This window comes from Pseudomonas sp. P1_A1 (assembly GCF_056406935.1).
Genome location: NZ_JBFTZE010000009.1, coordinates 135,756 through 160,431, shown reverse-complemented (window position 1 = coordinate 160,431; position 24,676 = coordinate 135,756). Strand labels below are relative to the sequence as shown.

Annotated in this window: 23 protein-coding genes; 9 read left to right on the top strand and 14 right to left on the bottom strand. The window is 53.5% G+C overall.

Going from position 1 to position 24,676, the window contains the following annotated elements:
- The first annotated feature begins 1 nt into the window (after position 1).
- The 3 genes from AC1D2Q_RS15680 to AC1D2Q_RS15670 are packed head-to-tail and all read left to right on the top strand — an operon-like array spanning position 2 to position 2,872.
- Complete coding sequence (locus AC1D2Q_RS15680; RefSeq protein WP_028939886.1) at positions 2–913, top strand: ABC transporter permease subunit; 912 nt, start codon at positions 2–4, stop codon at positions 911–913.
- 10 nt (positions 914–923) lie between these two features.
- On the top strand, positions 924–1,892 hold the full coding sequence (locus AC1D2Q_RS15675; protein ID WP_477813770.1) for an ABC transporter ATP-binding protein: 969 nt from the start codon (positions 924–926) through the stop codon (positions 1,890–1,892).
- Positions 1,892–2,872 carry a peptide ABC transporter ATP-binding protein gene (locus AC1D2Q_RS15670; RefSeq protein WP_018929514.1) on the top strand — a complete coding sequence of 327 codons (981 nt, stop codon included), beginning with the start codon at positions 1,892–1,894 and terminating at the stop codon, positions 2,870–2,872. Before AC1D2Q_RS15675 ends, AC1D2Q_RS15670 begins: the two co-directional genes overlap by 1 nt.
- Before the next feature lie 112 nt (positions 2,873–2,984).
- Here the strand turns inward: AC1D2Q_RS15670 and AC1D2Q_RS15665 are convergent, their stop codons facing one another.
- Together AC1D2Q_RS15665 and AC1D2Q_RS15660 are read right to left on the bottom strand one after the other, a co-directional pair.
- Entirely contained in the window at positions 2,985–3,200 is a 216-nt protein-coding gene (locus AC1D2Q_RS15665; RefSeq protein WP_019651112.1) for a hypothetical protein, read from the bottom strand.
- Positions 3,201–3,457: 257 nt separating this feature from the next.
- Positions 3,458–3,943 (bottom strand): GNAT family N-acetyltransferase, encoded by a 486-nt coding sequence (locus AC1D2Q_RS15660; protein WP_477813769.1) that lies wholly within the window; start codon positions 3,941–3,943, stop codon positions 3,458–3,460.
- A 453-nt stretch (positions 3,944–4,396) separates the two neighbouring features.
- Between AC1D2Q_RS15660 and AC1D2Q_RS15655 the strand changes: the two genes are divergently transcribed.
- Complete coding sequence (locus AC1D2Q_RS15655; RefSeq protein ID WP_477813768.1) at positions 4,397–5,113, top strand: autoinducer binding domain-containing protein; 717 nt, start codon at positions 4,397–4,399, stop codon at positions 5,111–5,113.
- 34 nt (positions 5,114–5,147) lie between these two features.
- Here AC1D2Q_RS15655 and AC1D2Q_RS15650 read toward each other — a convergent pair whose 3' ends face one another.
- Complete coding sequence (locus AC1D2Q_RS15650; RefSeq protein WP_477813767.1) at positions 5,148–5,384, bottom strand: hypothetical protein; 237 nt, start codon at positions 5,382–5,384, stop codon at positions 5,148–5,150.
- A gap of 132 nt (positions 5,385–5,516) precedes the next feature.
- Here AC1D2Q_RS15650 and AC1D2Q_RS15645 point away from each other — a divergent pair, with 132 nt between their 5' ends.
- Entirely contained in the window at positions 5,517–6,095 is a 579-nt protein-coding gene (locus AC1D2Q_RS15645) for an acyl-homoserine-lactone synthase (RefSeq protein WP_477813766.1), read from the top strand.
- A gap of 131 nt (positions 6,096–6,226) precedes the next feature.
- Here AC1D2Q_RS15645 and argH (AC1D2Q_RS15640) read toward each other — a convergent pair whose 3' ends face one another.
- From argH (AC1D2Q_RS15640) to AC1D2Q_RS15590, 11 genes are all read right to left on the bottom strand, one after another.
- Positions 6,227–7,648, bottom strand: coding sequence for an argininosuccinate lyase (argH, locus tag AC1D2Q_RS15640; RefSeq protein WP_477813765.1), 1,422 nt, complete (start codon positions 7,646–7,648; stop codon positions 6,227–6,229).
- 84 nt (positions 7,649–7,732) lie between these two features.
- On the bottom strand, positions 7,733–8,917 hold the full coding sequence (locus AC1D2Q_RS15635; protein ID WP_477813764.1) for an ATP-grasp domain-containing protein: 1,185 nt from the start codon (positions 8,915–8,917) through the stop codon (positions 7,733–7,735).
- Positions 8,914–10,266, bottom strand: coding sequence for an MFS transporter (locus tag AC1D2Q_RS15630; RefSeq protein WP_477813763.1), 1,353 nt, complete (start codon positions 10,264–10,266; stop codon positions 8,914–8,916). Before AC1D2Q_RS15630 ends, AC1D2Q_RS15635 begins: the two co-directional genes overlap by 4 nt.
- Positions 10,253–11,461 carry an ATP-grasp domain-containing protein gene (locus tag AC1D2Q_RS15625; protein ID WP_477813762.1) on the bottom strand — a complete coding sequence of 403 codons (1,209 nt, stop codon included), beginning with the start codon at positions 11,459–11,461 and terminating at the stop codon, positions 10,253–10,255. The genes AC1D2Q_RS15630 and AC1D2Q_RS15625 overlap by 14 nt, the downstream gene beginning before the upstream one ends.
- 13 nt (positions 11,462–11,474) lie before the next feature.
- Positions 11,475–12,656: an ATP-grasp domain-containing protein gene (locus AC1D2Q_RS15620; protein WP_477813761.1), complete on the bottom strand. Its 1,182-nt coding sequence runs from the start codon at positions 12,654–12,656 to the stop codon at positions 11,475–11,477.
- 50 nt (positions 12,657–12,706) lie between these two features.
- Positions 12,707–13,510 (bottom strand): phytanoyl-CoA dioxygenase family protein, encoded by an 804-nt coding sequence (locus AC1D2Q_RS15615; protein WP_477813760.1) that lies wholly within the window; start codon positions 13,508–13,510, stop codon positions 12,707–12,709.
- 62 nt (positions 13,511–13,572) lie between these two features.
- Positions 13,573–14,964 carry an argininosuccinate lyase gene (argH, locus tag AC1D2Q_RS15610; protein WP_477813759.1) on the bottom strand — a complete coding sequence of 464 codons (1,392 nt, stop codon included), beginning with the start codon at positions 14,962–14,964 and terminating at the stop codon, positions 13,573–13,575.
- Positions 14,961–15,986 carry an ornithine carbamoyltransferase gene (locus AC1D2Q_RS15605; RefSeq protein ID WP_477813758.1) on the bottom strand — a complete coding sequence of 342 codons (1,026 nt, stop codon included), beginning with the start codon at positions 15,984–15,986 and terminating at the stop codon, positions 14,961–14,963. The genes argH (AC1D2Q_RS15610) and AC1D2Q_RS15605 overlap by 4 nt, the downstream gene beginning before the upstream one ends.
- A 62-nt stretch (positions 15,987–16,048) precedes the next feature.
- On the bottom strand, positions 16,049–17,275 hold the full coding sequence (locus AC1D2Q_RS15600; RefSeq protein WP_477813757.1) for an argininosuccinate synthase: 1,227 nt from the start codon (positions 17,273–17,275) through the stop codon (positions 16,049–16,051).
- A 2-nt stretch (positions 17,276–17,277) separates the two neighbouring features.
- On the bottom strand, positions 17,278–18,207 hold the full coding sequence (locus AC1D2Q_RS15595; protein WP_477813756.1) for a fatty acid desaturase family protein: 930 nt from the start codon (positions 18,205–18,207) through the stop codon (positions 17,278–17,280).
- 1,026 nt (positions 18,208–19,233) lie between these two features.
- Positions 19,234–20,817 (bottom strand): peptide chain release factor 3, encoded by a 1,584-nt coding sequence (locus AC1D2Q_RS15590; protein ID WP_477813755.1) that lies wholly within the window; start codon positions 20,815–20,817, stop codon positions 19,234–19,236.
- A gap of 372 nt (positions 20,818–21,189) precedes the next feature.
- Here AC1D2Q_RS15590 and AC1D2Q_RS15585 point away from each other — a divergent pair, with 372 nt between their 5' ends.
- Genes AC1D2Q_RS15585 through AC1D2Q_RS15570 form a run of 4 tightly spaced genes read left to right on the top strand, consistent with a single transcriptional unit; the run spans position 21,190 to position 24,640 of the window.
- Positions 21,190–21,906 carry an ABC transporter permease gene (locus AC1D2Q_RS15585; RefSeq protein ID WP_019651100.1) on the top strand — a complete coding sequence of 239 codons (717 nt, stop codon included), beginning with the start codon at positions 21,190–21,192 and terminating at the stop codon, positions 21,904–21,906.
- Between the two features lie 20 nt (positions 21,907–21,926).
- Complete coding sequence (locus tag AC1D2Q_RS15580) at positions 21,927–22,820, top strand: glycine betaine ABC transporter substrate-binding protein (protein WP_477813754.1); 894 nt, start codon at positions 21,927–21,929, stop codon at positions 22,818–22,820.
- A 12-nt stretch (positions 22,821–22,832) separates the two neighbouring features.
- Positions 22,833–23,486, top strand: coding sequence for an ABC transporter permease (locus AC1D2Q_RS15575; RefSeq protein ID WP_018929509.1), 654 nt, complete (start codon positions 22,833–22,835; stop codon positions 23,484–23,486).
- Positions 23,483–24,640: an osmoprotectant ABC transporter ATP-binding protein OsmV gene (locus AC1D2Q_RS15570; protein WP_477813753.1), complete on the top strand. Its 1,158-nt coding sequence runs from the start codon at positions 23,483–23,485 to the stop codon at positions 24,638–24,640. Before AC1D2Q_RS15575 ends, AC1D2Q_RS15570 begins: the two co-directional genes overlap by 4 nt.
- The last annotated feature ends 36 nt before the right edge of the window (positions 24,641–24,676 follow it).

Sequence of the window (24,676 nt, the reverse complement as noted above, 5' to 3'; positions counted from 1 at the left end):
CATGACCACTCTCACTACACCGGTAGCAGTCGATCAAAGCCTGCTGTATCCGTCGCCCTACAAAGAATTCTGGCATGCGTTTTCCAGGAACAAAGGGGCTGTCGCCGGCCTGTTGTTCATGCTGCTGGTGATTTTCTGCGCGATCTTCGCCCCATGGGTCGCACCGCATAACCCGAGCGAACAGTACCGCGACTTCCTGCTGACCCCGCCCTCCTGGCTGGAAAGCGGGCATATCCAGTTCCTGCTGGGTACCGATGAACTCGGTCGTGACCTGCTGTCGCGTTTGATTCACGGCTCGCGCCTATCCCTGCTGATCGGCTTGTCATCGGTGGTGATGTCGCTGATTCCAGGCATCCTGATGGGACTGTTCGCCGGGTTCTTCCCGCGCGTGCTCGGCCCGACCATCATGCGCCTGATGGACATCATGCTGGCCCTGCCGTCCCTGCTGCTGGCGGTGGCAATTGTCGCCATCCTCGGCCCTGGCCTGATCAACACCATTATTGCCATCGCCGTGGTTTCGTTGCCGTCCTATGTTCGTCTGACCCGCGCCGCGGTGATGGGCGAATTGAACCGCGACTACGTGACCGCCGCGCGCCTGGCCGGTGCCGGTCTGCCTCGCCTGATGTTCGTCACCGTGCTGCCCAACTGCATGGCGCCGCTGATTGTTCAGGCCACCTTGAGTTTCTCCTCGGCGATTCTCGATGCCGCGGCACTGGGCTTCCTCGGCCTTGGCGTACAACCGCCAACCCCTGAGTGGGGCACCATGCTGGCTTCGGCTCGCGACTACATCGAACGCGCCTGGTGGGTGGTGAGCTTGCCTGGTTTGACCATTTTGCTCAGCGTGCTGGCAATCAACTTGATGGGCGACGGCCTGCGCGATGCGCTGGACCCGAAACTCAAGAACGCCGCCTGAGGAGATTCAAATGTCACTGTTAGAAATCAAGAATCTCAACGTTCGCTTCGGCGACAAGAACGCCGTTCCGGTGGTCGATGGTCTCGACATTTCCGTGGAAAAGGGCGAAGTGCTGGCCATCGTTGGCGAATCGGGTTCCGGCAAGTCCGTGACCATGATGGCGCTGATGGGCCTGATCGAGCATCCGGGGATCGTCACCGCCGACGCCCTGAATTTCGACGGCAAGAACATGCTCGCGCTCAGCAACCGTCAGCGTCGGCAAATCGTCGGCAAAGACCTGGCCATGGTCTTCCAGGACCCGATGACCGCGCTGAACCCGAGCTACACCGTGGGCTTCCAGATCGAAGAAGTGCTGCGTCTGCATCTGAAAATGTCCAGGAAGGACGCTCGCAAGCGCGCCATCGAACTGCTGGAAAAAGTGGAAATCCCCGGCGCCGCCAGCCGTATGGATGCCTACCCGCATCAACTCTCCGGCGGCATGAGCCAGCGTGTTGCAATCGCCATGGCGATTGCCGGCGAACCGAAACTGCTGATCGCAGACGAACCGACCACGGCACTCGACGTAACGATTCAGGCACAGATCATGGACCTGCTGCTGGCCCTGCAGAAAGAGCAGAACATGGGCCTGGTGCTGATTACTCACGACCTCGCGGTCGTGGCCGAAACCGCCCAGCGCGTGTGCGTGATGTACGCCGGTCAAGCGGTTGAAGTCGGTCAGGTGCCACAACTGTTCGACATTCCGGCGCACCCGTACAGCGAAGCGCTGCTCAAGGCCATTCCAGAACACAGCCTGGGTGCTGCGCGCCTGTCGACGCTACCGGGCATCGTTCCCGGTCGTTACGACCGTCCGCAAGGTTGCCTGCTGTCGCCGCGCTGCCCGTACGTGCAAGACAATTGCCGCACCCAGCGTCCAGCCCTTGACCAGAAAAGCAACAGCCTCGCCCGCTGCTTCTACCCGTTGAACCAGGAGGTGGCGTAATGGCCGTCGTACTTACCGCCCGCAACCTGACCCGTCACTACGAAGTGTCTCGCGGCCTGTTCAAGGGTCATGCGACCGTACGCGCCCTCAACGGTGTGTCGTTCGAACTGGAAGCCGGCAAGACCCTCGCTGTCGTGGGTGAGTCCGGTTGCGGCAAATCCACCCTGGCCCGTGCCCTGACGTTGATCGAAGAGCCATCCTCCGGCTCATTGAAAATCGCCGGGCAGGAAGTCGCCGGCGCCGACAAGGCTCAGCGCAAGCAACTGCGCAAAGATGTGCAGATGGTGTTCCAGAGCCCGTACGCGTCGTTGAATCCACGGCAGAAAATCGGTGATCAACTGGCTGAACCGCTATTGATCAACACCAACCTATCCGCCGCCGAACGTCGCGAGAAAGTCCAGGCGATGATGAAGCAGGTGGGCTTGCGTCCCGAGCACTACCAGCGCTATCCGCACATGTTCTCCGGCGGTCAGCGCCAACGGATCGCCCTGGCCCGCGCGATGATGCTGCAACCGAAAGTGCTGGTGGCGGACGAACCGACCTCGGCGCTGGACGTGTCGATTCAGGCGCAGGTACTCAACCTGTTCATGGATTTGCAGCAAGAGTTCAACACCGCCTACGTGTTCATCTCCCACAACCTGGCGGTGGTACGCCACGTTGCCGATCACGTGATGGTGATGTACCTCGGCCGTCCAGTGGAAATGGGCCCGAAAGAGGACATCTACACCCGTCCCCTGCACCCATACACCCAGGCGCTGTTGTCGGCGACGCCGACCATTCACCCGGATCCGGACAAGCCGAAAATCAAGATCGTCGGCGAACTGCCAAACCCGTTGAACCCGCCGTCCGGCTGCGCCTTCCACAAGCGTTGCCCGTACGCGACCGAGCGCTGTGCCATCGAAGAACCGCTCCTGCGCCTGCTCGACACACGCCAAGTGGCTTGCCACTACGCCGAGCAATTCCTCGACGGCGCGGCATAAAAAAACGCGCCTCGGATGCCGGGGCGCGCTTTTGCTGAGTTAACCAAACCCCATCTGCCTCGATTGCGCATCAGTCAGGCAGACGGGGTTTTCTTTTGCCTGTCATTCAGGCTCAAGTGTCGTCTTCGTTGCTGTCTGGGTCGTCGGTCGAGTCGTCATCCTCCGAGCTGCCCGATTCCGATGCGGCGAGCATCAGCTCGCTGTGCACGCCTTGCCCGCTCCAGGCCTGCTCATCATGGTTCGTGCACTCCGCCCACGCCGCTGACGTGCCGAGGGATAGCATCACCAAAACCTTCAGCAGCAACACTATGCGTTGAATAATGCTCATAGCCGATTCCATCCTTTCTTGGGTGAAGCATGGGTGCCGGAATGGCGCAGAGAGAAATTTAGCGCGATTCTCCAGATAGGACGCTACTGAGTAGCAAGGAATGCCGTTGGAGGAGAGATTTGTTTCGAATAAAGGATATATCTAAAACAACTAAAGGGCGTTCTCATTAGAGGTCAATCAAGCCACTCGATGCCCTTGGTCATTTGGAGCCGAAGAGGAGGCCGTCGCGGCGGTACGAAATGATCAATGAGATCTATTCAAGTATCTGCTGCCGGGAGCACCTGGACCTTCGGGCGAACATAGTAATTGTCRAATTCGCTACTTTCGACGAACTGAAAGCCATGGCGAATATAGAAGCGATTTGAAGCGCTCTCTCTGAGAGCACCAACCCGCAATGGCAATGCAGAGGCATCCGCCTCCTGGAAGACTTGATGAAGGACAGCCGAACCGATGCCCAGACCTTGCGCACTCGGCTTGATGTACAGGTGATCAAGCAATAACCCATCGATGAGCGGCTTGACTACAACGAAACCAACCTGCTCGCCGAAAACCTCGATGTAGCGAGTGAACTCGGGAGAAAAACCATCACGAAAACGCTCTCGTGCACGCACGGGGTCGAAGCGACCAATGCGCTCAAGACTTTCACGCATGGCCTCGATTCGTATAGCAACAAGCGTTTCGAAGTCACTGGATTGAGTCGCGACAAGAGTGACCAACGGGTTATGCGTAGTGGGAAACGACATCCTGTGTACTCCAACTTCCATTCTGGGCGAGTCCCTGCAAATAGTCACATCAACGACGCCTAGCCTACGACACAAAACCTATTCTGTCTCACTGTACGTTACAAGACTTTGTCGAGCGATGACCGAGGTACTTTCGTCGCCCAAAATTTTCAACGCCAGACGCATCCATCGTGGCCTCTTAAGAAGCCCCCCACACACGGGTGGCCGACCAAAATATTGTCTATTGAGTTAACTACCACGAAACTATGATCTCTGGGAGGGCTGCAGAGTCGCTCATCGTCCAAGCCTGCCAAGAGACTGTCCAACCTGCTGCGCCTAGCACACTACATGTATCAAACGCACTTAAAAAACATCAAACTGACATCACCACATGGCGCACAGTGTCTGAAGACCTCCAATTAGAGACAAGGGTACGCTAACTATTCCTTAGCATTTAAAGAAAGGGAATACGTTATGCTATTTTTTGAAGAGCTCATTAAATTGAGCGAAATCTCAAACTTGGATGAGTGGTTTGAAACACTAAAACAGTTATCCAAAAAACTAGGATATTCACAAATCCTGTTCGGATTGAAGCCCGGATTAGACACCGACAACAAAACCGCCACCATCCTCAGCAACTACCCTGAACAATGGCGAAAAAAGTATGATGAACAAAACTACGCGGACATAGACCCGGTGGTGTCTCACAGTTTCAAGTCCAACCTCCCTCTGATTTGGAAAGAAGAAATCTACACAGGAACTCGAGAGTTAGAGTTCTTTGAAGAAGCCTCGTCATATGACTTCCGCCAAGGAGTTACTCTCCCTATGCACGGCTCACTGGGACATGCCGGAATGCTCAGCCTTAAGTGGGATAGTACGCACAAAACGGAATATCAAGAACATATCCAAGTAACTCTCCCCTATGCAATCGCCTTGCGCGACTTTGCCCTGGAGAGCGCAATCTTCATTCTCAGCAAAGAAAACCAAAGTAAAATCCATCTAACGAAACGCGAACTGGAAGTCATTAAATGGAGTGCAGCAGGAAAGACAACATGGGAAATATCCATTATCCTCGCATGCTCTTATGCCGCGATAGACTTTCACTTCAGAAACATACGAAAAAAATTCAAAGTCAACACAAGACGACAGGCTATTATTAAAGCTATCCAACTAAAGCTCGTCACCCCTTAACACAACCTGCTAGCCCCTCAGAGCCACCCTGCAGTTAACTTTTAGGGGCATAGCGCATCAAATCGACATCCGTAATAACTTCGTCGAGATACAAACCGAGCAAAATAAGGACTGGAGGTGGCAATTTAGTTGAGCACTCAATCCTGCTGGCGCAAGCCTGACTGATCCCAAACTTCGACCAGAAAGTCTTTTGGCTTTGCTTACGCGACAGACGCAAGCGGACTGCCGATTTGGTCACCCCCCTTTCGCAGTAGTTTTTCTTAACAGTCATGAATAGCTCTGAGCCCTTTAAAACTACACGTTACCATCCGACCGAACAGGCGAACACCTCCCAATTCTGGTAGGCATAATTTTATTCAAAATGAATATATCTTTCCTGACAGATCCCAGCTAAGGAATGGTAATGTTTATTTCTATTGACCGCCGTGAAAACCTTGAAGCCCGACACCTTCAAGAAATGCACAAGCTCCGCGCTAGAATATTCAAAAACAAAAAGGAATGGGACGTAAGTGTCATTGCCGAAATGGAGATTGACGGTTACGACGCCTTGAATCCTTATTACATGATCATTACCAGCTCCATGGATTCATCTTGCGTTTCGGGATGCTGGCGAATATTACCAACCTCCGGCCCCAACATGCTCGCACATACATTCCCCATCCTATTGCATGGTTCCAAAGCACCCTGTTCCGAGCACGTTTGGGAATTGAGTCGTTTTGCCATTGAGGCGCCGAAAAAAAGCACCTTCAGCTTCTCCGATATATCAACTACAGCAATTCGGACGCTCGTAAAGTTCGCCATGGACAGAGACATCACCCAGCTTGTAACTGTCACGACTGTGGGGGTGGAAAAAATGTTGACTCGTCTTGGCCTGGACCTGAGCAGGTTCGGCCCTTCCATGAGGATTGGCATTGAGAATGCCGTCGCTTTAAAAATTGAGCTCAGCGGAAAGACTTGGCGCGCACTCAATGCCACCAAATAACACTTCAATTTACCTAATTACAGCACCCTCGCATTAGTCAAGGAATGCCCTCCACCACATTCCAGACCGCCCTGAACAATGACATCCAGATAAACACGGCTGGGCTTTAACCAACCGTGTTTGCCGTACTTCTACACTGGATTGACCTGTGCCCCCAGCAATTGCAAGTATGCCCGCCAACGCGCAACTTCCCCTCGCACCTGCTCTGGCGAAGTACCTCCCAAGCTATTACGTGATTTCACTGAACTCTCCACACTCAATACGGTATAAACAGCTTCGGTGATTTGAGAGTGGATCTCTTGCATGGCTTTCAACGGTAAGCCATCCAGGCTGCAGTTCAGGTCATCAGCCAACCGCACCAGGCGCCCGGTAACATGATGAGCTTCACGGAAAGGCATATCCAGTTCGCGAGTGAGCCAGTCTGCCAGATCGGTCGCTGTTGCATGCGAGGCGCCCGCAGCCTCCCGCATACGTTCCGGCACCGGGGTCAGGTCGCCAATCATTCCAATCATCGCTTCAAGACACAAATCCAGCGTTTCGGCCGCATCAAAGGTATGCTCCTTGTCTTCTTGCATATCTTTGGAAAATGTCAGGGGCAGTGCCTTCATAACGGTCAATAGCCCTAACAACGAGCCTGTCACTCTTCCCGTTTTACCGCGGATCAACTCAGCGGCATCGGGGTTGCGTTTTTGCGGCATGATTGACGAACCCGTAGTCCATGCATCGGACAATTGCACAAAACGGAATTGCGGCGACATCCATAGAACGATTTCTTCAGCCAGTCGCGACAAATGGGTCATGGCAAGGGACGCTGCCGAAAGATATTCGATCGCGAAATCCCGATCCGATACCGCATCCATCGAATTATGCATTGGCTTGGCAAACCCAAGAGCCTTGGCGCTGAAAGCCCGGTCGATTGGAAAGGAGGTACCGGCCAACGCAGCAGCACCGAGCGGGGATTCGTTCATGCGAACGCGTGAATCTCGCAGCCGCGTATAATCACGGCCGAACATTTCCACATAGGCCATTAAGTGATGGCCAAAGGTGATTGGCTGTGCACTTTGCAGATGGGTAAACCCCGGCATGATGGTGCTCGAGTTACGCTCCGCCAACTCAAGTAGCTCACCAATGAGTTCTTTAATCAATTCCAGCGCCCGGTCATGTGCATCCCGCACCCATAAGCGAAAACTGGTAGCAACTTGATCGTTGCGACTACGCGCAGTATGTAGACGGCCAGCCGGAGTACCAATCAGTTCATTGAGGCGGGACTCGATATTCATATGGATATCTTCAAGCGCAACGGAAAATTCAAACTTCCCTTCGCTGATTTCTTGGCGAACCTGTTCCAGGCCCCCTCGAATCGCCGCAAAATCCTCTGCTGAAATAATCTGCTGCCCTGCCAGCATTTGCGCATGGGCTAACGAACCAGCGATGTCTTGCATCGCCATCTTCTGGTCGAACCCGATGGAAGCATTAATTCGCTCCATCACATGGGCCAGCCGCCGTGTGAAGCGGCCGCGAATCAGCATGCCTTTATCATTAGTATCCTGCATGAAGCATTTCCTTATGTAGATCGCCTACCAGACTGGTTTTTTACTGCCAGATCCATTAATACTGCAAAGGGTCATCTCACGGGCTTATTCGATATCAATGACAACCCCGTTGATAACCCTGTCACACAGCTCTAATGCTTGACAAGCTGTGGGCGCAGTAGCAAGAACATAACCGCTACGACTGAATGAGTCTTGAGTTTTTCCCACCACCTCGCCGACCTTGAGCGGTAAATGCAAATTGAGAACGCCCGGCATGCCGCGCCAGCGATGTACGCCGGTAATCGCCTTGACTCTTCCGGGTTTAGGGGTAAAAAAGCGAATGGCAGCCGCACAGTTCGTCTCCAGTGCCTCCTTAGGCTCGATCAGACCTAATGGCCATTGAACCGCCAGGTCCAACAAGTCGCAACCTGAGGCTTGGCGCACCAGCGTCGGAATGGAGTCTCCCCCTACGCGCGTATGTGTTTCGATAACTTCGGGGCCGGTAGCCGTTAAACGAATTTCGGTATGGCTGCATCCATCGCTAATTTGCATCACGGTTAAAAACCGTGTCACATAATCTTCAATTATGTGCCGTTCTTCGGGGGTAATCGAAGCCGGAACTACGTGGCCAATTTCGACAAATGGATTGTGTTGATCATTGTTATTGGTCAACTTTCCAGTGACAGCAGCCACCATATGGTAACCACCGAAGCTGAATGTCTCGACCGAAAACTCAGGTCCAGCAAGAAAGGATTCCACGATGTAATCCTGCTCACTTAAAGTGCATTCGCCTATTTGTTCCAAAGAGTCGAAACGCATAATGGACTGGCTTCCCTGACCACTTCGTGGCTTCACAATCACAGGGTAGCCATGCGCTTGGGCGAAGGCTCGGATGTCTTGGGTAGAACTGGCTCGAGAGCAGGCCACCTTTGAGAAATGCTGTTGTTGCAGCCATTCACGCATCATTAGCTTATCGCGTGTGCGCTCCACCGCTTCAGGGCTCACACCGGGCAACCCTAGTGCGGCAGCGATCCGCGCAGCTGGTAACAAGCCCAGCTCCGTCATGCACAACACGGCACGGAATGGTTGCTGTGCATGCAGAGCTTGCAAAGCTGGCAGCAGAGCCGGGTCCTCAAAACAGGTTAAAAAGGTACGATGAACCGATGCAACCAGCGTCGGATCATAACTGGTGGGAGTATCAACCAGCGTTATAAGCGCACCGAAATGATGGATCCGGTCGCATAAACCAGGCCCTCCCCCCAAAACAATAACGTGATTGGCAATATTCATGAGCGGCGATTATTTCCTGTCGAGACAAGTTGAAGAAGAGGATCGAAAATTGGCTTTAAGTCATCATATTCACTTCGATCTGCAGCGCAGCCTTCCTTGATACTGGCAAGTTTCAGCTCATCAGGACCACGCCTCATCCATACCCAACCGACGCCTCCAGCCAGAATAACCAGGGCAATGCCCAGCGTTGCCCAAACAGCACCGACTAAACCTTGATGTGCATAACTCGCCGCAAATAATGCCGACGTACCGGAAACAACGACGGTCGACACCATCCTGCGCAATGCAGCGAAGCGCCCGCGTAATACTGTGGGCACGAGAGCCTGGATAGTCGCGGTAAAATAAACTGTATAGGAAGACACTAAAAAACCTAAGGCGAACACAACAACAAAACATGCGATGCGGTTAAACCAAATGAACTGTAGCATTGTGCCCAACAGGACAACCGGCATCAGCAACAACAACGGATGTAATTCTCGCCCCTTCAGTGCAAAACGACCCACCACCCAACCAAGCACCACGGAACCAACGGTGTAAAATGAATCAACAATAGCCAGCGCAAAAGATTGGCCGCCGAAATGAGTTGTAACCAGTACAGGCAACATCAAGTTGAACATACTGATAGCGATCAAATCGCTGGCTCCCAGCGCGAATAGTGCAATCAGCACTTTTTTTTGAAACAAGGCGGGCACCAGTTGAAAAAAACCCGCACGCAAGTTGTGAGCAAAACCAGATACATCACTGGGAGGGGCTAGTCCAATCACCGCCTTCCGGTAGCCTAATGAGGCCATTGCGGTGAATGCGGCAACGACGAGGAATGAAGCCCCCAAACCTATAAGGTCGAACAAAGCACCCGCCAGCAGTACCCCACTCAAATTGCCCAACTGAAACGCGACCTGTTGCCGACCATTGATTTGCATTAATTCATGCTTTGCTGCGAGTGCAGGAGTCAGGGTAAAGATGCACACACGCACGCTGGCATTCAACATGCCAGTGATCAAGCTAGCGGCCAGGACGCTACCTGCCGACACCCCATTGCCCCACGCCAGTAACCCACATACCAACAGAGCCAGGCTCATTAGCGTGACAGAGCGAAACAACAATACCCCTGGGCCTTTACGATCCACCCAGACACCAGCTATCAGAGGTGCGATGAATGCAAAGAGAACGTCGCTGGTCACATAGAGCAGGTTGTTCCATAAGCTACCGCTGGTGCGGTACAAGAGCAGGGTAAAAACTATCAGTAAATAGCCACGTCCAACATTAAGCGCAAACTCCGCCCATAAAAAAGCAGTCACCGGTGCCAGAATACGTCCTCCTCTTTCCGCGAGGGAGTCATTCGTACTCATAATGAATACTTCCAATGGCTGCGGTAAGAACATCGTCCAGCTCAGTACGTGACGAGCTCTTGGCGATTACATAGGCAGTGCGTGGGAAGCTTTCGAGAAGCGACTTGATCCGTTCCCCGGGCTTACGCAATGCATGTGCCTGCATTACGCCAGGAAACGCCCGCGCTTGTTCTACGCCATGCACCGACTTGACGATTTGCCCGGGCGCATCCGGCAGCAGGTATCTGATTCCGCACCAGCCATCGCTCGCGGGCACAGTATATTGTTCGACAAAGTAAGAGGACCAATGCCCTTCCTGCAGACGCGCACCAATTTCGTAAAGATCCACCCCCGTAACATGCCGGACCAACTGAGGGATGTAGTCCCCTCCTACCCGGGTATGCGTCTCGATCAATAGAGGTCCCTGGTCCGTCAACATGATCTCCGTGTGCGCAACGGTATGCTCAACTCCCGTGGCAGCGAGCACTTTGGCGACATAGGCCGTTATTTCCTCAGTTATCAATGGGTCCAGTTCGGCCGGAAACACATGACCGATTTCGATGAAGCTGGCGGCATCGATGAACTTTTCCGTGATCCCCAGCACGTAGTGGCGACCACTAACGCTGAATGATTCAACACTAAATTCCTTGCCCCACAGGAACTCTTCGACCAGTACTGGATAACAGGCGATATGTTTATCCAGCCACTCCTCATCAACATTCGCGGGGGCCTCCAGTGCTACTACCCCTATACTGCCCGTGCCATCCGATGGTTTTATGATGACTTTGGCCAATTCACACTGTCGCAAAATACCAAGCAGGGCGTGCTTATCCATTGCCTCTGCATACCAGCAACTCGGTACACCCGCCACGTCCAGTGCCAGCCGAGCAGCAACTTTGTTGCGCGTGTTATGAACGGCAGCATGGCTGATGGGAAAGTCACGACCAATAGCATGCGCCAAATGAGCCGCGAGCTCTTGAGAGTCATCGTGAAATGCGAAAACCCGTTGAAAGTCTAATTGCTGGTGTAATTGCCATACTTGCTCTGCCAACAGAGTGTGTGAGTCTTCCGGCGCATAAACAATGAAGCGTCTCGCAGAGGAGTTCAAATCTTCGGGTGCCAAGCTACTACGACTCAGCAGCCAAGTAACTTGATAGCCGGCTTGATATAAATAATCGTGATGATCTCGGATACCGCCGCATAAAAGCACATTCATTTCATCGCTCCTCTTAAAGTTCACCTACAAAGCGTGAAATCGGTTCAAATGAAGCACTACGTATTATTGTGTAGCCGGTACGTTGATTAACCGAATAGGCTTCCGCTCCGGGTAGCGCTTCCGCTGCATCGTGATGTTCGGCTAACACCTCCAAATCATCTGTTATTTCAAGTGGCCGTTGATCCAGGAAAGAAAAACGAATACCTACCCAACCGGGTGTTACCGTAAATTGGGTTCCGTCACGCCATGGCAAACCCGCACGCAGTCGTATGAAGGCCTCTTCAATAGAGTAGCCATGACGCAGTTCCACCAACACTGGTATATGACAGCCGGGGACACGGGCAGCGGCCTCAATCACCCACAATTGTTGCTCAGTCATCTTGAATTCAAGATGGATCACCCCACTGCACATGCCCCAACATTCAGCGATACGCTCACAAATCCGGCTCAGTGCGGCGTCATGCTGTGAGGGTATCTCTTCTCCGCTGATATGCCCCACTTCATAACATGAGGGCAGCGGTGAAACAAACTTTGTTGTGAGGACTCTATGCACCAGTTTTCCATGTTCAATAACGCCTTCCAAACTGTATTCCGGGCCTTCCGCAAACTCTTCAACCAGCGCTTGGGTAGTGAACGCGTAGTTAGTGAGGCGCGAGTGCTTGAAAAGAAATATTTTTTCAAGCGTTTCCTCTACTTGCTGTCGCGTGTCACACTTCCTTACGAAAAGACTCATTGCCATATCGACAGGTTTCACAATCACCGGAAAAGACACTTGTGTCCAATCCAAGTCTCGACTCTCCTCAAGGGATGCCAGTACCGCGAGTACTCGAGGCTGTGGAATCTGTTTCTCGGCAAAAGCCGCGCGCATTAACGCTTTATTGCGCGAGGAACGAATGCAGTCCAATTTATTGTGATAAAGACCCAACTCCGCAGCCAATACATCCGCGGCGACTACCGCGAACTCATTGCCAGCCACCACCGCGTCGAACCGGCGTTCACCTATTTGGCAACGTAGTTCGAGAGGGTCATCGGTCAGCGCCGGCACTCGCAGCCATTCGTGCAGGTTTTTACAGTCCTTGCCGACGGTAGAACTTTCAATTGTGATAATCGTCAACGTCCAGCCATGCTCCACACACAGTTGTGAGACACGCTGTAATGACCACCCTGAAACCGGGTGAAGTAATAAAATATCCATGCAATCATCACCTTTAATACTTAAATTATTCGAACCGCTTTGATTCCGGTTCACGACAACAAAGTCCGTTGGAAACTAGAGAGTTGCGCGAGATAACGTTCAAAACCAATCATATCTTCACAACGCCGGACAATTTCGCGGGTATAATATTTTTCATACAGGCCTGGTTCATCAGTTAAGCAATACGATGGAAGCAGGATGGTACGTGATCGATCACTGAGATTTGGTCCACTAAAATGTGGGATGAGCGAATGAAAAATAATGACGTCACCGGCGCCCAGAAGCGGAACTTCACTGACTGAGGTGTCGATGCGTGCTATATCACAATCACCAACTTCATTACCCGCAGGCCCTGGAATCAATATCTGATGTTGCGCAGGATAAAAAGCAATTCCACCAGAGCTTTCATCACTATCAAAAAGGTTAATCGCCACTGAACATAATTGATCTGGCTTTATATCAAGCCACTTCCAATAGAGAAAGTCCTGGTGAACGGCGTAGCCTTTAGTACCTGGATCCTTGCGGATCAACTTACACTTTAACAACTCCGACTTTCCGCCCAAGACTGTATCCACAGCCTCCATCAAGGGTGAAAACATCACCGCCTCGGCCAATATTGACGACATATCAACAACCGGATCCAAGCGATCGAAGACGTAGTCATTATCAGGACCGCGACGGAACTCTGTGCGTAAATTCAAATCATCTCCAAGCCCCGGCAAACGCCATAACCGGTCACATTCCTGACGCATGCGCTCGACCCACTCCGCGTCGAACAAGCCGGAAACTACTGTATAGCCTTTTTGCCAATACTCTCGCGCCGACAATACGAGATCGTTATTTAAATCTGACATGGTAACTCGCTTCGAAATAAAGGCATCACTTTAAACAACCAGCGACGCGTGGATTCGCCCCATTAGTTATTGTTGATTTCGCTTAACTTGCTCAGTCGGACCGCGAATTCTTCTGCCGCCTGCCTAACTAGTTCTGGAGCAGTGCCGCCATAACTACGGCGCGCCCGTATCGATTGTTCGAGACTGAACGAGGGCCAGTTCGTAACCGCCAAACGGGGATCTAGTGCAACACGTAGATCGATAGGCAACTCACCAAGCTCCAAATTATTGGCTTGAGCGCACAGAACCAGCCGAGCAACTAAATGATGCGCTTCGCGAAATGGGATATTTAAGTTAATGACCAACCAGTCGGCTAAATCCGACGAAGTGATGAAACCTATAGAGGCCGCGCGTGCCATCGCTTCGGGTTGCGGCTGCATCAATTTGACAATTGAAATGGCCGCGTCCAGTGACAAATGTAATGAATCGGCGCTATCGAACAATGGTTCCTTGTCTTCCTGTAAATCTCGGAAGTAGGTCAACGGCAACCCTTTGACAACGACTTGAAGCGCTTGCAAGTTCCCAAGAACTCGACCGCTTTTAGCCCGGATGAGTTCCGCAGCGTCCGGATTGCGCTTGTGAGGCATTGCAGCCGAACCGGATACCAGTTCCTTCGGTAGCACGATGAAACCCACCGACTGCGTTGACCAGAACACCACCTCGGCGGCAAAGCGCGACAAATTGAGTGCCAGCGACGAAGCAGCGCTTAGAAAGTCGATTGCAAAACCACGCTCGCCAATGCTGTCGATAGAGTTGGCAGAAGGACGCTCAAAGCCCAATCGCTGCGCGGTGTATGTCCGATCAATAGCGAAACTGGTACCCGCAAGCGCTGCGCTACCGAGTGGACACTCACACAAAGCGGCACGGGCAAATACTAAACGTTCACCATCTCGTAGTAGGGTTTCAGCGTACGCCAGATTAAGATGCCCGAATGTTATTGGCTGGGCGACTTGCAAGTGCGAGTACCCTGGCATGACAGTAGCCGCATGGCGGAGCGCCTGCTGTCGGAAGGCTTCCAGTAATACTTTCAACTTGCTGAGCAATGCATCGATCTGATCCCTCAACCAAAGTTTCAGAGCAGTCACTGCAAGATCGTTACGCGCTCGGGCAGTGCCCAGCCAACCGGCGACTGGCCCGACGAGTGTCTCCAGTTTAAGTTCCAGTGCGGTATGAATATCTTCCGCGTCTGGCGAGGCCACGAACTCGCCAGAACGTACCTCCTGGCTTAGTTGCTCTAGTCCGGACAGAAGCTGCGAGGCGTCTGCTTCGCAAATAATATTTTGCCTGCAGAGCATTTCGACGTGCGCTTGTGAACACTGCAAATCATAGCCAGCCAGGCGCCAATCAAAATGTGCGGTGGCGCCAATGGCTGCCATTGCAGACGCAGCGGCTTTGAACTGGGCGGCGTTATTCATGCGACCTTCACTCCGACCGCCACGTTAGCCAATTCTGTCAGGCAACTGGCAAGCTCATTTGGTTGATGCCTAGAGCCTTGCACAGCAATGACCAGATCATTCCAATCCGGACGCAGCATTGCCAGTAGTAGCGCACGTGCGATGTGTAATCGTGCAACGGCTTCGTCGTAGATTACCGATTGGGGTCCATCAATAACTTCAGGTAATACTTCGTCCCCTCGATAAGCTGGCAAATTGTGCAGGAAGATTGCATTAGCGCGTGCGTGATTCATCAGCTCTGCAGTGACACGGTACGGGGCAAGCACAGCGCGACGAGCATTTGCCTCGTGACTTTTATTCATTGGAATCCATGAATCTGTTATCACTACGTGAGCATCTGCCACCGCTTCTTTTGGATCATTGGTGGTTGAATAACCAGACAAATGTGCTGTCAGCGCCTCAGGCAACTCCCACCCCGATGGCGTAGCGCAGACAAAACGAGCCCCAAGTTTTGCCGCAGTTTGCGCCAGCGAGAGTGCAATATTGGTACTATCGCCGACGAACGCAATTTTCAAACCGGCAACGTGACCAAAGTGCCGTGCCAGCGTTAGAAAATCACAGAGCGCCTGGGTTGGATGATGTTCATCGCACATACCATTAACAAACGGCACCGGTGATAGATCTGCTATTCGCTGCTGTACCTTAAAATCATAGATACGACTTAGAAGTATGTCATTGAAACGACCTGCTACATTCACGAAGTCTTCCAGGTGTTCCTGCTTGGTGGCATGAATACCGATACGGGCCTCCTTGCCATTATAGTGAATGGCTTGTCCGCCCAAGTCACCAATGGCTCGCTCAAACGCCGTTCGGGTTCTTAAAGAGGTCTCATCGAAAATCATACCCAGACATTTACCACGTAGCAGTGGTGGCAAATATCCATAAGCCTGTACATGTACCTCAAGTGCTTCAGCGACCAGCAAAAGGGCATTCACGTTTTCTGTAGACAGATCTTCAATAGTCAGCAATCGTTGAATAGTCATTGCAATAGGTACCTCAGCGCAAACTAGTTTTTATGCCCGCATACACGCACACGACTAAAATCTTATAAGAGCGAATTGTTGACTTCGCCAAGTAGACGTAGCCGCAAGGCATTAATCTTTATGAAACCCGTGGCGTCTCGCTGATCATAACTACCTCCCCCTTCAAATGTGACCAGCTCCTGGCGATACAGGCTATTAAAACTTTTCCGCCCCTCAACAATGACATTACCTTTATACAACCGGAGACGAACACGACCCGTTACGCGTTCCTGACTCTTATCAATGAGTGCCTGTAGCATTTCGCGCTCAGGAGAGAACCAGTAACCGTTATAGATCAAGGCGGCATAACGAGGCATCAGTTCATCTTTCAAATGAGCCTCCTCGCGATCCAGCGTAATGGATTCAATTGCGCGGTGCGCTACTTGCCAAATAGTTCCTCCTGGGGTTTCAAACAGTCCCCGGCATTTGAGTCCGACATATCGAGTGTCAACAATATCGAGTCGTCCAATCCCGTTCTGCGCGCCCAGCGCATTCAGCTTTGTCAGCAGTGTAGCCGGGGTCACGCGATCACCGTTCAGCGCTACTGGATCGCCATGTTCAAAATCGATTTCAACCCAGCTAGGGCTGTCAGGCGCGGCCTCTGGCGACACGACTTTTGACCACGCGTTTTCTTCAGGAGTAGCCCATGGATCTTCAAGCGATTTACCCTCGCAAGACACATGCAGCAAGTTCGCATCTGATGAATACGGCGCAGCACCGCGCTTGTCGCGAGCTACCGCAATCCCATGGGTGTCTGCAAACTCAAGCAACTCGGCGCGCCCTGCCAATTCCCATTCGCGCCATGGCGAGATGACGCGGATATCAGGAGCAAGGGCATAGTAGGCAAGTTCAAAGCGCAACTGATCATTACCTTTTCCCGTGCATCCATGCGCTACCGCATCAGCTCCCACGGCGCGCGCGATTTCAATTTGGCGCTTGGCTACCAATGGACGTGCGATGGGGGTTCCCATCAAGTAGTAACCTTCGTAGGCAGCATTGGCACGAAACATTTTCTGAGCATAGGAAGATACAAACTCCTCGCGCAGATCCTCAATGTAGATATTCTGCGGCAACACACCCAATGCGAGCGCCTTATCTCGCGCTTGCTCCACTTCTTCGCCTTGTCCTAAATCCGCAGTAAAAGTAACGATTTCACAGTCGTATGTCACTTGAAGCCACTTAAGTATCACGGATGTGTCAAGTCCACCTGAAAATGCCAGCACAATTTTATTAGGTCGATTCAAATGCATGTTTACAGTCCTTGTTGTGATTGAGGCGCTCGATTACCAAACAGCAAGCTTGAAAAAAATTGGCGATAGAAAGAAAAATAGGAGCTCGAAAGATGATGTATCTGAAATTCAATTTTCTGGTGAACGGAAGCCAATTGTTCGACTGGCAATGAAGCCATCCAGTGATGCTCAACGTGGTAATTATTTCCGTTGGTGAACCAGGAGGCCAGCGGATGGGTTTTAATAGAGCGGGTATTATCGAACACATCAGTCGAGCTTTTGTTGCATGCGTAGTGCTCAGGTAGTTCAATCAGGGCATGAATAGGCGCAGCAAACAAGAAAAGCGGAATGATCCAGCATTTAAAGAGTAATTCACTGTTCAGAAAAAACGCCGCCACAACAACCACGGCTATCAATACGTACTCAAATCTAATTCTTTGTGCATTTTGCGGAATCAGCTTTGTCTTGAAATGCCGTCCATTGAGTGCGTCGATAACATTCTTCAAAAAATCACAAAAATGATTAATCAGGAAAAAATGTTTTATCACAGCCAGCACCTGTCTTTCCGCTTTATCTCCATACTCAAAGAATTCTGCATCTTCTGGTTTACCGAGCGCTTTGTGATGAAAAAGATGACTATCCTGATAAGACGAATAAGAAACCAGCATTGGCAATCCTAGTGCTATGCCAACGAATCTATTTACACGTCGAGAGCGGAAGCCAGACTGGTGTAACGCCTGATGCTGTAATTCAACACCATGGGCGAAAGCAGCGCCCAGTAACAACTGCAGCACAATGGTGACGCTTATATTCTGTGCCACCAAAATACCGTAAACACATAACGCAATCCATAAGCCCCAAATAAGAACTTTGAAAAAATAGAGCGCCACCCATTTGCGCCGATTAGTTTTGAAGTCAGCCAAAGCCGCTGCAGCAATAGTTCGCTTATCCATAATAACTCTCTTGCAAAAGCATTAAAATTTTGACCACCTTAAATCTATAAGATGGTTTAACGCGGCACGACTGACACCCCACCGCCCAAAATCATAAAAGGCCAGACATCTCACAACATGCACTTCAAAAGTCATCGAAGACTTATCTGCAACTACTTCATGACCACTGCCATGCGGGAGAGTTTCAGCTCATACGCTGAACAACCAAATCATCCCGAATACTCAATCAGCTGCCTTACGCTTTATAATTTTCGCCCCTTACCCTCTGCATTTACCGCTAGGTAATATTTTATAAGCATGGTCGAATTTGCCCCGTTCACAATCATGCGAAAGTCCACATGGCGACGCAACCTACCAAAACTCGCAGAGGAATAAGCTTTTTAATTCGGAAACCTACGAGAACTAGTAGATTGACGTACAACTAACTCTCTGGCGCTGCTTTAAACACTATCGCGTTATAAGCCCAAAGGGTGTCTGGGGCACCCTGAATAACAATGCCAGGTTAAGGGCCACGCGCCATGCCCGGCGCCCCCAATAAAAAAGCTCCGCTGCGTTCGCAACGGGGCTTTCGGTTTTCGCAATTCAGCGCTTAGTGATGCTCACGCATCGCACGAAATTTTACGTCCGGCGGGGTGGAGCACATGATGATCGGTTTGTAGGACCACTCGACCTTCCTCTTTCAAACGACTATCCAAACTTTAAGCAGCAACACAATGCGTTGAAAAATGCAGCCGATTCCATCCTTTCTTGGGGGCAGGACTGGCGCTGAGATTTAGGGTCAAGCCACAGGCGCACCGGAAAAACCCTATATGTCTGTCGCTGGCTCGCTGCAATCTGCACGTTGTCGCACATGCTTCTCGTAGGAGCTGCTGAAGGCTGCGATCTTTTGATTTTGCTTCTAAAAAACAAGATCAAAAGATCGCAGCCTTCGGCAGCTCCTACAGGGGTCGTGGTGCGGCACGCCGCCCGGACAATAAAAAGCCCCGAGGCTCGCGCATCGGGGCTTTGGGGTTTGCAGCTCAGCGCTTAGTGATGCTCACGCGTCGCACGGAATTTCACGTCCGGCCAGCGTTCTTCCATCAGTGCCAGGTTGACCCGAGTCGGGGCCAGGTAGGTCAGGTGACCGCCGCCGTCGAGGGCGAGGTTTTCCACGGCCTTGTTGGTGAATTCCTCAAGCTTCTTCTTGTCGCCGGACTCGATCCAGCGCGCGGAATACACGGTGATCGGCTCGTAGGAGCACTCGACCTTGTATTCCTCTTTCAAGCGGCTGGCGACCACATCGAACTGCAGCACACCGACGGCGCCGAGAATGATGTCGTTGCTGCGCTCGGGGAAGAACACCTGGGTGGCGCCTTCTTCGGCCAGTTGCTGCAAGCCTTGACGCAGTTGCTTGGATTTCAGCGGATCGCGCAGGCGCACGCGGCGGAACAGTTCCGGGGCGAAGTGCGGGATGCCGGTGAAACCCAGGGTTTCGCCTTCGGTGAAGGTGTCGCCGATCTGGATGGTGCCGTGGTTGTGCAGGCCGATGATGTCGCCGGCGTAGGCTTCTTCCAGTTGCTCACGCTCAGAGGAGAAGAAGGTCAGCGCGTCGCCGATCCGCACGTCCTTGCCGGTGCGCACATGGCGCATCTTCATGCCCTTTTCGTATTTGCCGGAGCAAATGCGCATGAAGGCGATGCGGTCGCGGTGTTTGGGGTCCATGTTCGCCTGGATCTTGAACACGAAACCGCTGAACTTCTCTTCCACTGGCTCGACGGTGCGCTCGTTGGCGACACGGGCCAGTGGTTTTGGTGCCCAATCGACCACAGCGTCGAGCACGTGATCGACACCGAAGTTGCCCAGCGCGGTACCGAAGAACACCGGGGTCAGTTGGCCGTCGAGGAATTCCTGTTGATTGAATTCGTGGCAGGCGCCCTGCACCAGTTCCAGCTGCTCGATGAAACGCTCGTACTCGTCACCCAAGTGCGCGCGCGCTTCATCGGAATCGAGCTTCTCGATGATTTTGGTTTCGGTGCGCTCATGACCGTGGCCGGCGGTGTAGACGATGATGTAGTCGTCGGCGAGGTGATACACACCCTTGAAGTCGCGGTAGCAACCGATCGGCCAGGTGATCGGCGCGGCCTTGATCTTCAGGACTGCTTCGATTTCGTCGAGCAGTTCGATCGGGTCGCGGATGTCACGGTCGAGTTTGTTGATGAAGCTGACGATCGGCGTGTCACGCAGACGGCAGACGTCCATCAGGGCGATGGTCCGTGGTTCTACACCCTTACCGCCGTCGAGGACCATCAATGCCGAGTCCACCGCAGTCAGGGTGCGGTAAGTATCTTCGGAGAAGTCTTCGTGGCCCGGGGTGTCGAGCAGGTTGATCATGTGGTCGCGATACGGGAACTGCATGACCGACGTGGTAATGGAAATACCCCGTTGTTTTTCCATTTCCATCCAGTCGGAGGTGGCATGGCGGTCGGACTTGCGAGATTTCACCGTGCCGGCAACCGCAATCGCCTTGCCCATCAGCAAGAGCTTCTCGGTGATGGTGGTCTTACCGGCATCGGGGTGGGAAATAATGGCGAAAGTGCGGCGTTTCGCGACTTCGGCGGCCTGTTTGGTCATGGGAAATCGCCTGGCGGTGATTCAAAAAAGGGCGGCGAGTATAGCTTAAAAAGTGATCTACGGACCACCATCCACAGGAGCCGCCGATGGCCGTAATCCAACGTAGGAGCTGTCGAAGGCAGCTCCTACGCGGTGGCTAAATGCTGTTATTTATGGAACCTTTTAAAAGGTGGAGGCGTCCACTCCCCTGTTACGACCCATCGTCAGGGGCTGAAATATCAGCAAATCAGCCTGACGAGGCTGCGCTTATGGCTCGATTTCATGCGGTTTTATCAGCATGTAGAGCTGCTTCTCGCGAACGTTGTTTTCCCGGTAGCCAGGAATGGCATGCCACACGGGACTGCGTTCGCCGACTGAAAAAGGAGTCCGCCTGTGGCTATTCGCTATGGCAAAGGGCTGACAGGGGGTGCGGTTGTCGTCGCCCTTCTGGCCCTGCTGGTCCACTGGATTGGCATCAACACGATCGAACAGTACCGCGACGATTTGTTGTTTTACCTGCAAGCTCATCTGATCCTTGTCCTCGCTTCCATGCTGGCCGCCCTCGTTGTGGGCATCCCCGCTGGCATCGTCTTGAGTCGCCCGACCCTGGTGGGCCGCGCCGAACGCTTCATGCAAATTTTCAACATCGGCAACACCGTGCCGCCGCTCGCCGTACTGGCCATCGCCCTGGGCATCCTCGGCATCGGTAGCGGCCCGGCGATCTTCGCTCTGTTCCTGGCTTCGCTGTTGCCGATCGTGCGCAACACCTATGAAGGGCTGAAAAACGTTCAGGGTTCGCTCAAAGAAGCCGCCGTCGGCATCGGCATGACCCCGACTCAGGTGCTGTGCCGGGTCGAATTGCCGAATGCCGTGCCAATCATCATCGGTGGCGTGCGCGTGGCGCTGGCGATCAACGTCGGGACCGCGCCGCTGGCGTTCCTGATTGGCGCCAACAGTCTGGGCAGCCTGATTTTCCCCGGCATCGCCCTGAACAATCAGCCGCAACTGCTGCTCGGCGCGGCCTGCACCGCCCTGCTGGCCTTGCTGCTCGACGGTCTGGTGACACTCGCCAGCCGCCTCTGGCTCGAACGCGGCCTGCGCCCGTCTTAAGCCTCGGCAAAGGAATTCTCATGAAGACATCAAGCTTTTTACTAGGCTGCGTTCTGCTGTTCGCAGGAATCGCCCAAGCCGCTGAAAAACCGCTGATCCGCATCGGCGCCCGGGTGTTCACCGAACAAACCCTGCTCGCGGAAATCACTTCCCAATACCTGCGCACCAAGGGTTACGACACCCAGGTGACCGGCGGCCTGGGCAGCAATCTGGCCCGCAGTGCTCACGAAAGTGGCCAACTGGACATGCTCTGGGAATACACCGGTGTGTCGCTGGTGGCTTACAACCATGTCACTGAAAAACTCGACAGCGCGCAGTCCTACGCCCGGGTGAAAGAACTCGACGGAAAAAAAGGCCTGGTCTGGCTGACTCCGTCGAAATTCAGCAACACCTACGCCCTGGCCCTGCCGGAAAAAACCGCGAAGGCTTACCCGCAGATCAACACCATCAGCCAGTTGAACGAGGTGTTGCAAGCCGAGGCGAAGACTAATCACCTCGTCGCTTTGGACACCGAATTCGCCAACCGTTCGGACGGTTTGGGCGGCATGGTTGATCTCTATGGCATGAACCTGACCCGCAATAACATTCGCCAGATGGATGCCGGGCTGGTCTACACCGCCCTGCGCAACGGCCAGGTGTTCGCCGGTCTGGTCTACACCACCGACGGTCGCTTGAACGCCTTCAAACTCAAGTTGCTCGACGACGACAAGCATTACTTCCCCGATTACACCGCCGCGCCGGTGGTGCGCCAGGCCTACCTCGATGCCCACCCGAAACTCGCCGAAGAGCTCAAGCCACTGGCCGAACTGTTCGACGACGCCACCATGCGCCAGCTCAATGCGCGGGTCGATGTCGATCACGAAAGCCCGTCATCGGTTGCCGCAGATTTCCTGCGCCAGCATCCGTTGAACTAAAGAGGAAAAGTCATGGAATTTCTCAACGCCTTTTCCCATCTCGATTGGCCGCTGGTGCTGCACCTGACCTGGCAGCACATCACCCTGGTTGGCATCGCGGTAACGCTGGCGATTCTGGTCGGCGTGCCGCTGGGCATCCTGATGACCCGCTTCCCGACATTGGCCGGCCCGTTACAAGCCAGCGCCACGGTTTTGCTGACTGTGCCGTCGATTGCGCTATTCGGCCTGCTGTTGCCGTTCTACTCCAGGTTCGGCCAGGGCCTGGGCCCGATGCCGGCGATCACCGCCGTGTTTCTGTATTCGCTGCTGCCGATCATGCGTAACACCTACCTGGCGCTGACCGGCGTGGAACCCGGCATTCGCGAAGCCGCCCGCGGTATCGGCATGACCTTCGGCCAGCGCCTGCGCATGGTCGAACTGCCGATTGCCGTGCCGGTGATCCTCGCCGGTGTACGCACCGCCGTGGTGATGAACATCGGCGTGATGACCATCGCCGCCACCATCGGCGCCGGTGGCCTCGGTGTACTCATCCTCGCTTCCATCAGCCGCAGCGACATGTCGATGCTGATCGTCGGCGCGGTGCTGGTCAGTCTCCTGGCCATCTTCGCCGACCTGCTTCTGCAATGGCTGCAACGCACGCTGACTCCAAAAGGATTACTCAAATGATCGAACTTCAAAACCTCAGCAAGACCTTCCAAAGCAACGGCAAAGATGTGAAAGCCGTGGACTCGGTGAGCCTGACCGTCAATGAAGGCGAGATCTGTGTGTTCCTCGGGCCATCGGGCTGCGGCAAGAGCACCACGCTGAAGATGATCAACCGCCTGATCAAGCCAACCTCCGGCAAGATTCTGATCAACGGCGAAGACACCACCGACCTCGACGCCGTGGCCCTGCGTCGCAACATCGGTTATGTGATCCAGCAGATCGGTCTGTTCCCGAACATGACCATCGAGGAAAACATCACCATCGTTCCGCGCCTGCTGGGTTGGGACAAACAGAAATGCCATGACCGCGCCCGCGAGTTGATGAGCATGATCAAGCTTGAGCCCAAGCAATACCTGACTCGCTACCCCCGTGAATTGTCCGGCGGCCAACAACAGCGGATCGGCGTGATTCGAGCGCTGGCGGCGGATGCGCCGCTGTTGTTGATGGACGAACCGTTCGGCGCGGTCGACCCGATCAACCGCGAAATGATCCAGAACGAGTTCTTCGAGATGCAACGGGCGCTGAACAAGACGGTGATCATGGTCAGCCACGACATCGACGAAGCCATCAAGCTCGGTGACAAAATCGCGATTTTCCGCGCTGGCAAGTTGTTGCAAATCGACCACCCGGACACCCTGCTCGCGCATCCGGCGGACGATTTTGTCAGCAACTTCGTCGGCCAGGACAGCACGCTCAAACGCTTGCTGCTGGTGAAGGCTGAAGATGCGGCGGACAACGCGCCGTCGGTGAGCCCGGAAACCCCGGTGGCCGAGGCGCTGGAATTGATGGACGAACTGGACCGCCGCTACGTGGTGGTGACCTGCGCCGAGAACAAGGCCTTGGGCTACGTGCGTCGACGCGACCTGCATCGCCAGACCGGCACCTGCGCGCAATACCGGCGCGAGTTCAACGCCACCGCGGCGTATGACGAACATTTGCGCATCCTGCTGTCGCGTATGTACGAGTTCAACCGCTCGTGGCTGCCGGTAATGGATGCGGAGCGGGTGTTTCTGGGGGAAGTGACTCAGGAATCGATTGCGGAATATTTGAGCTCCGGTAAGTCCCGTGGGGGCAAGACCAGTATTGTTTCGCCAGCCGAGACCGCTGCCGCCTGATCTGACCCTGTGGCGAGGGGGCAACCCCCTCGCCAC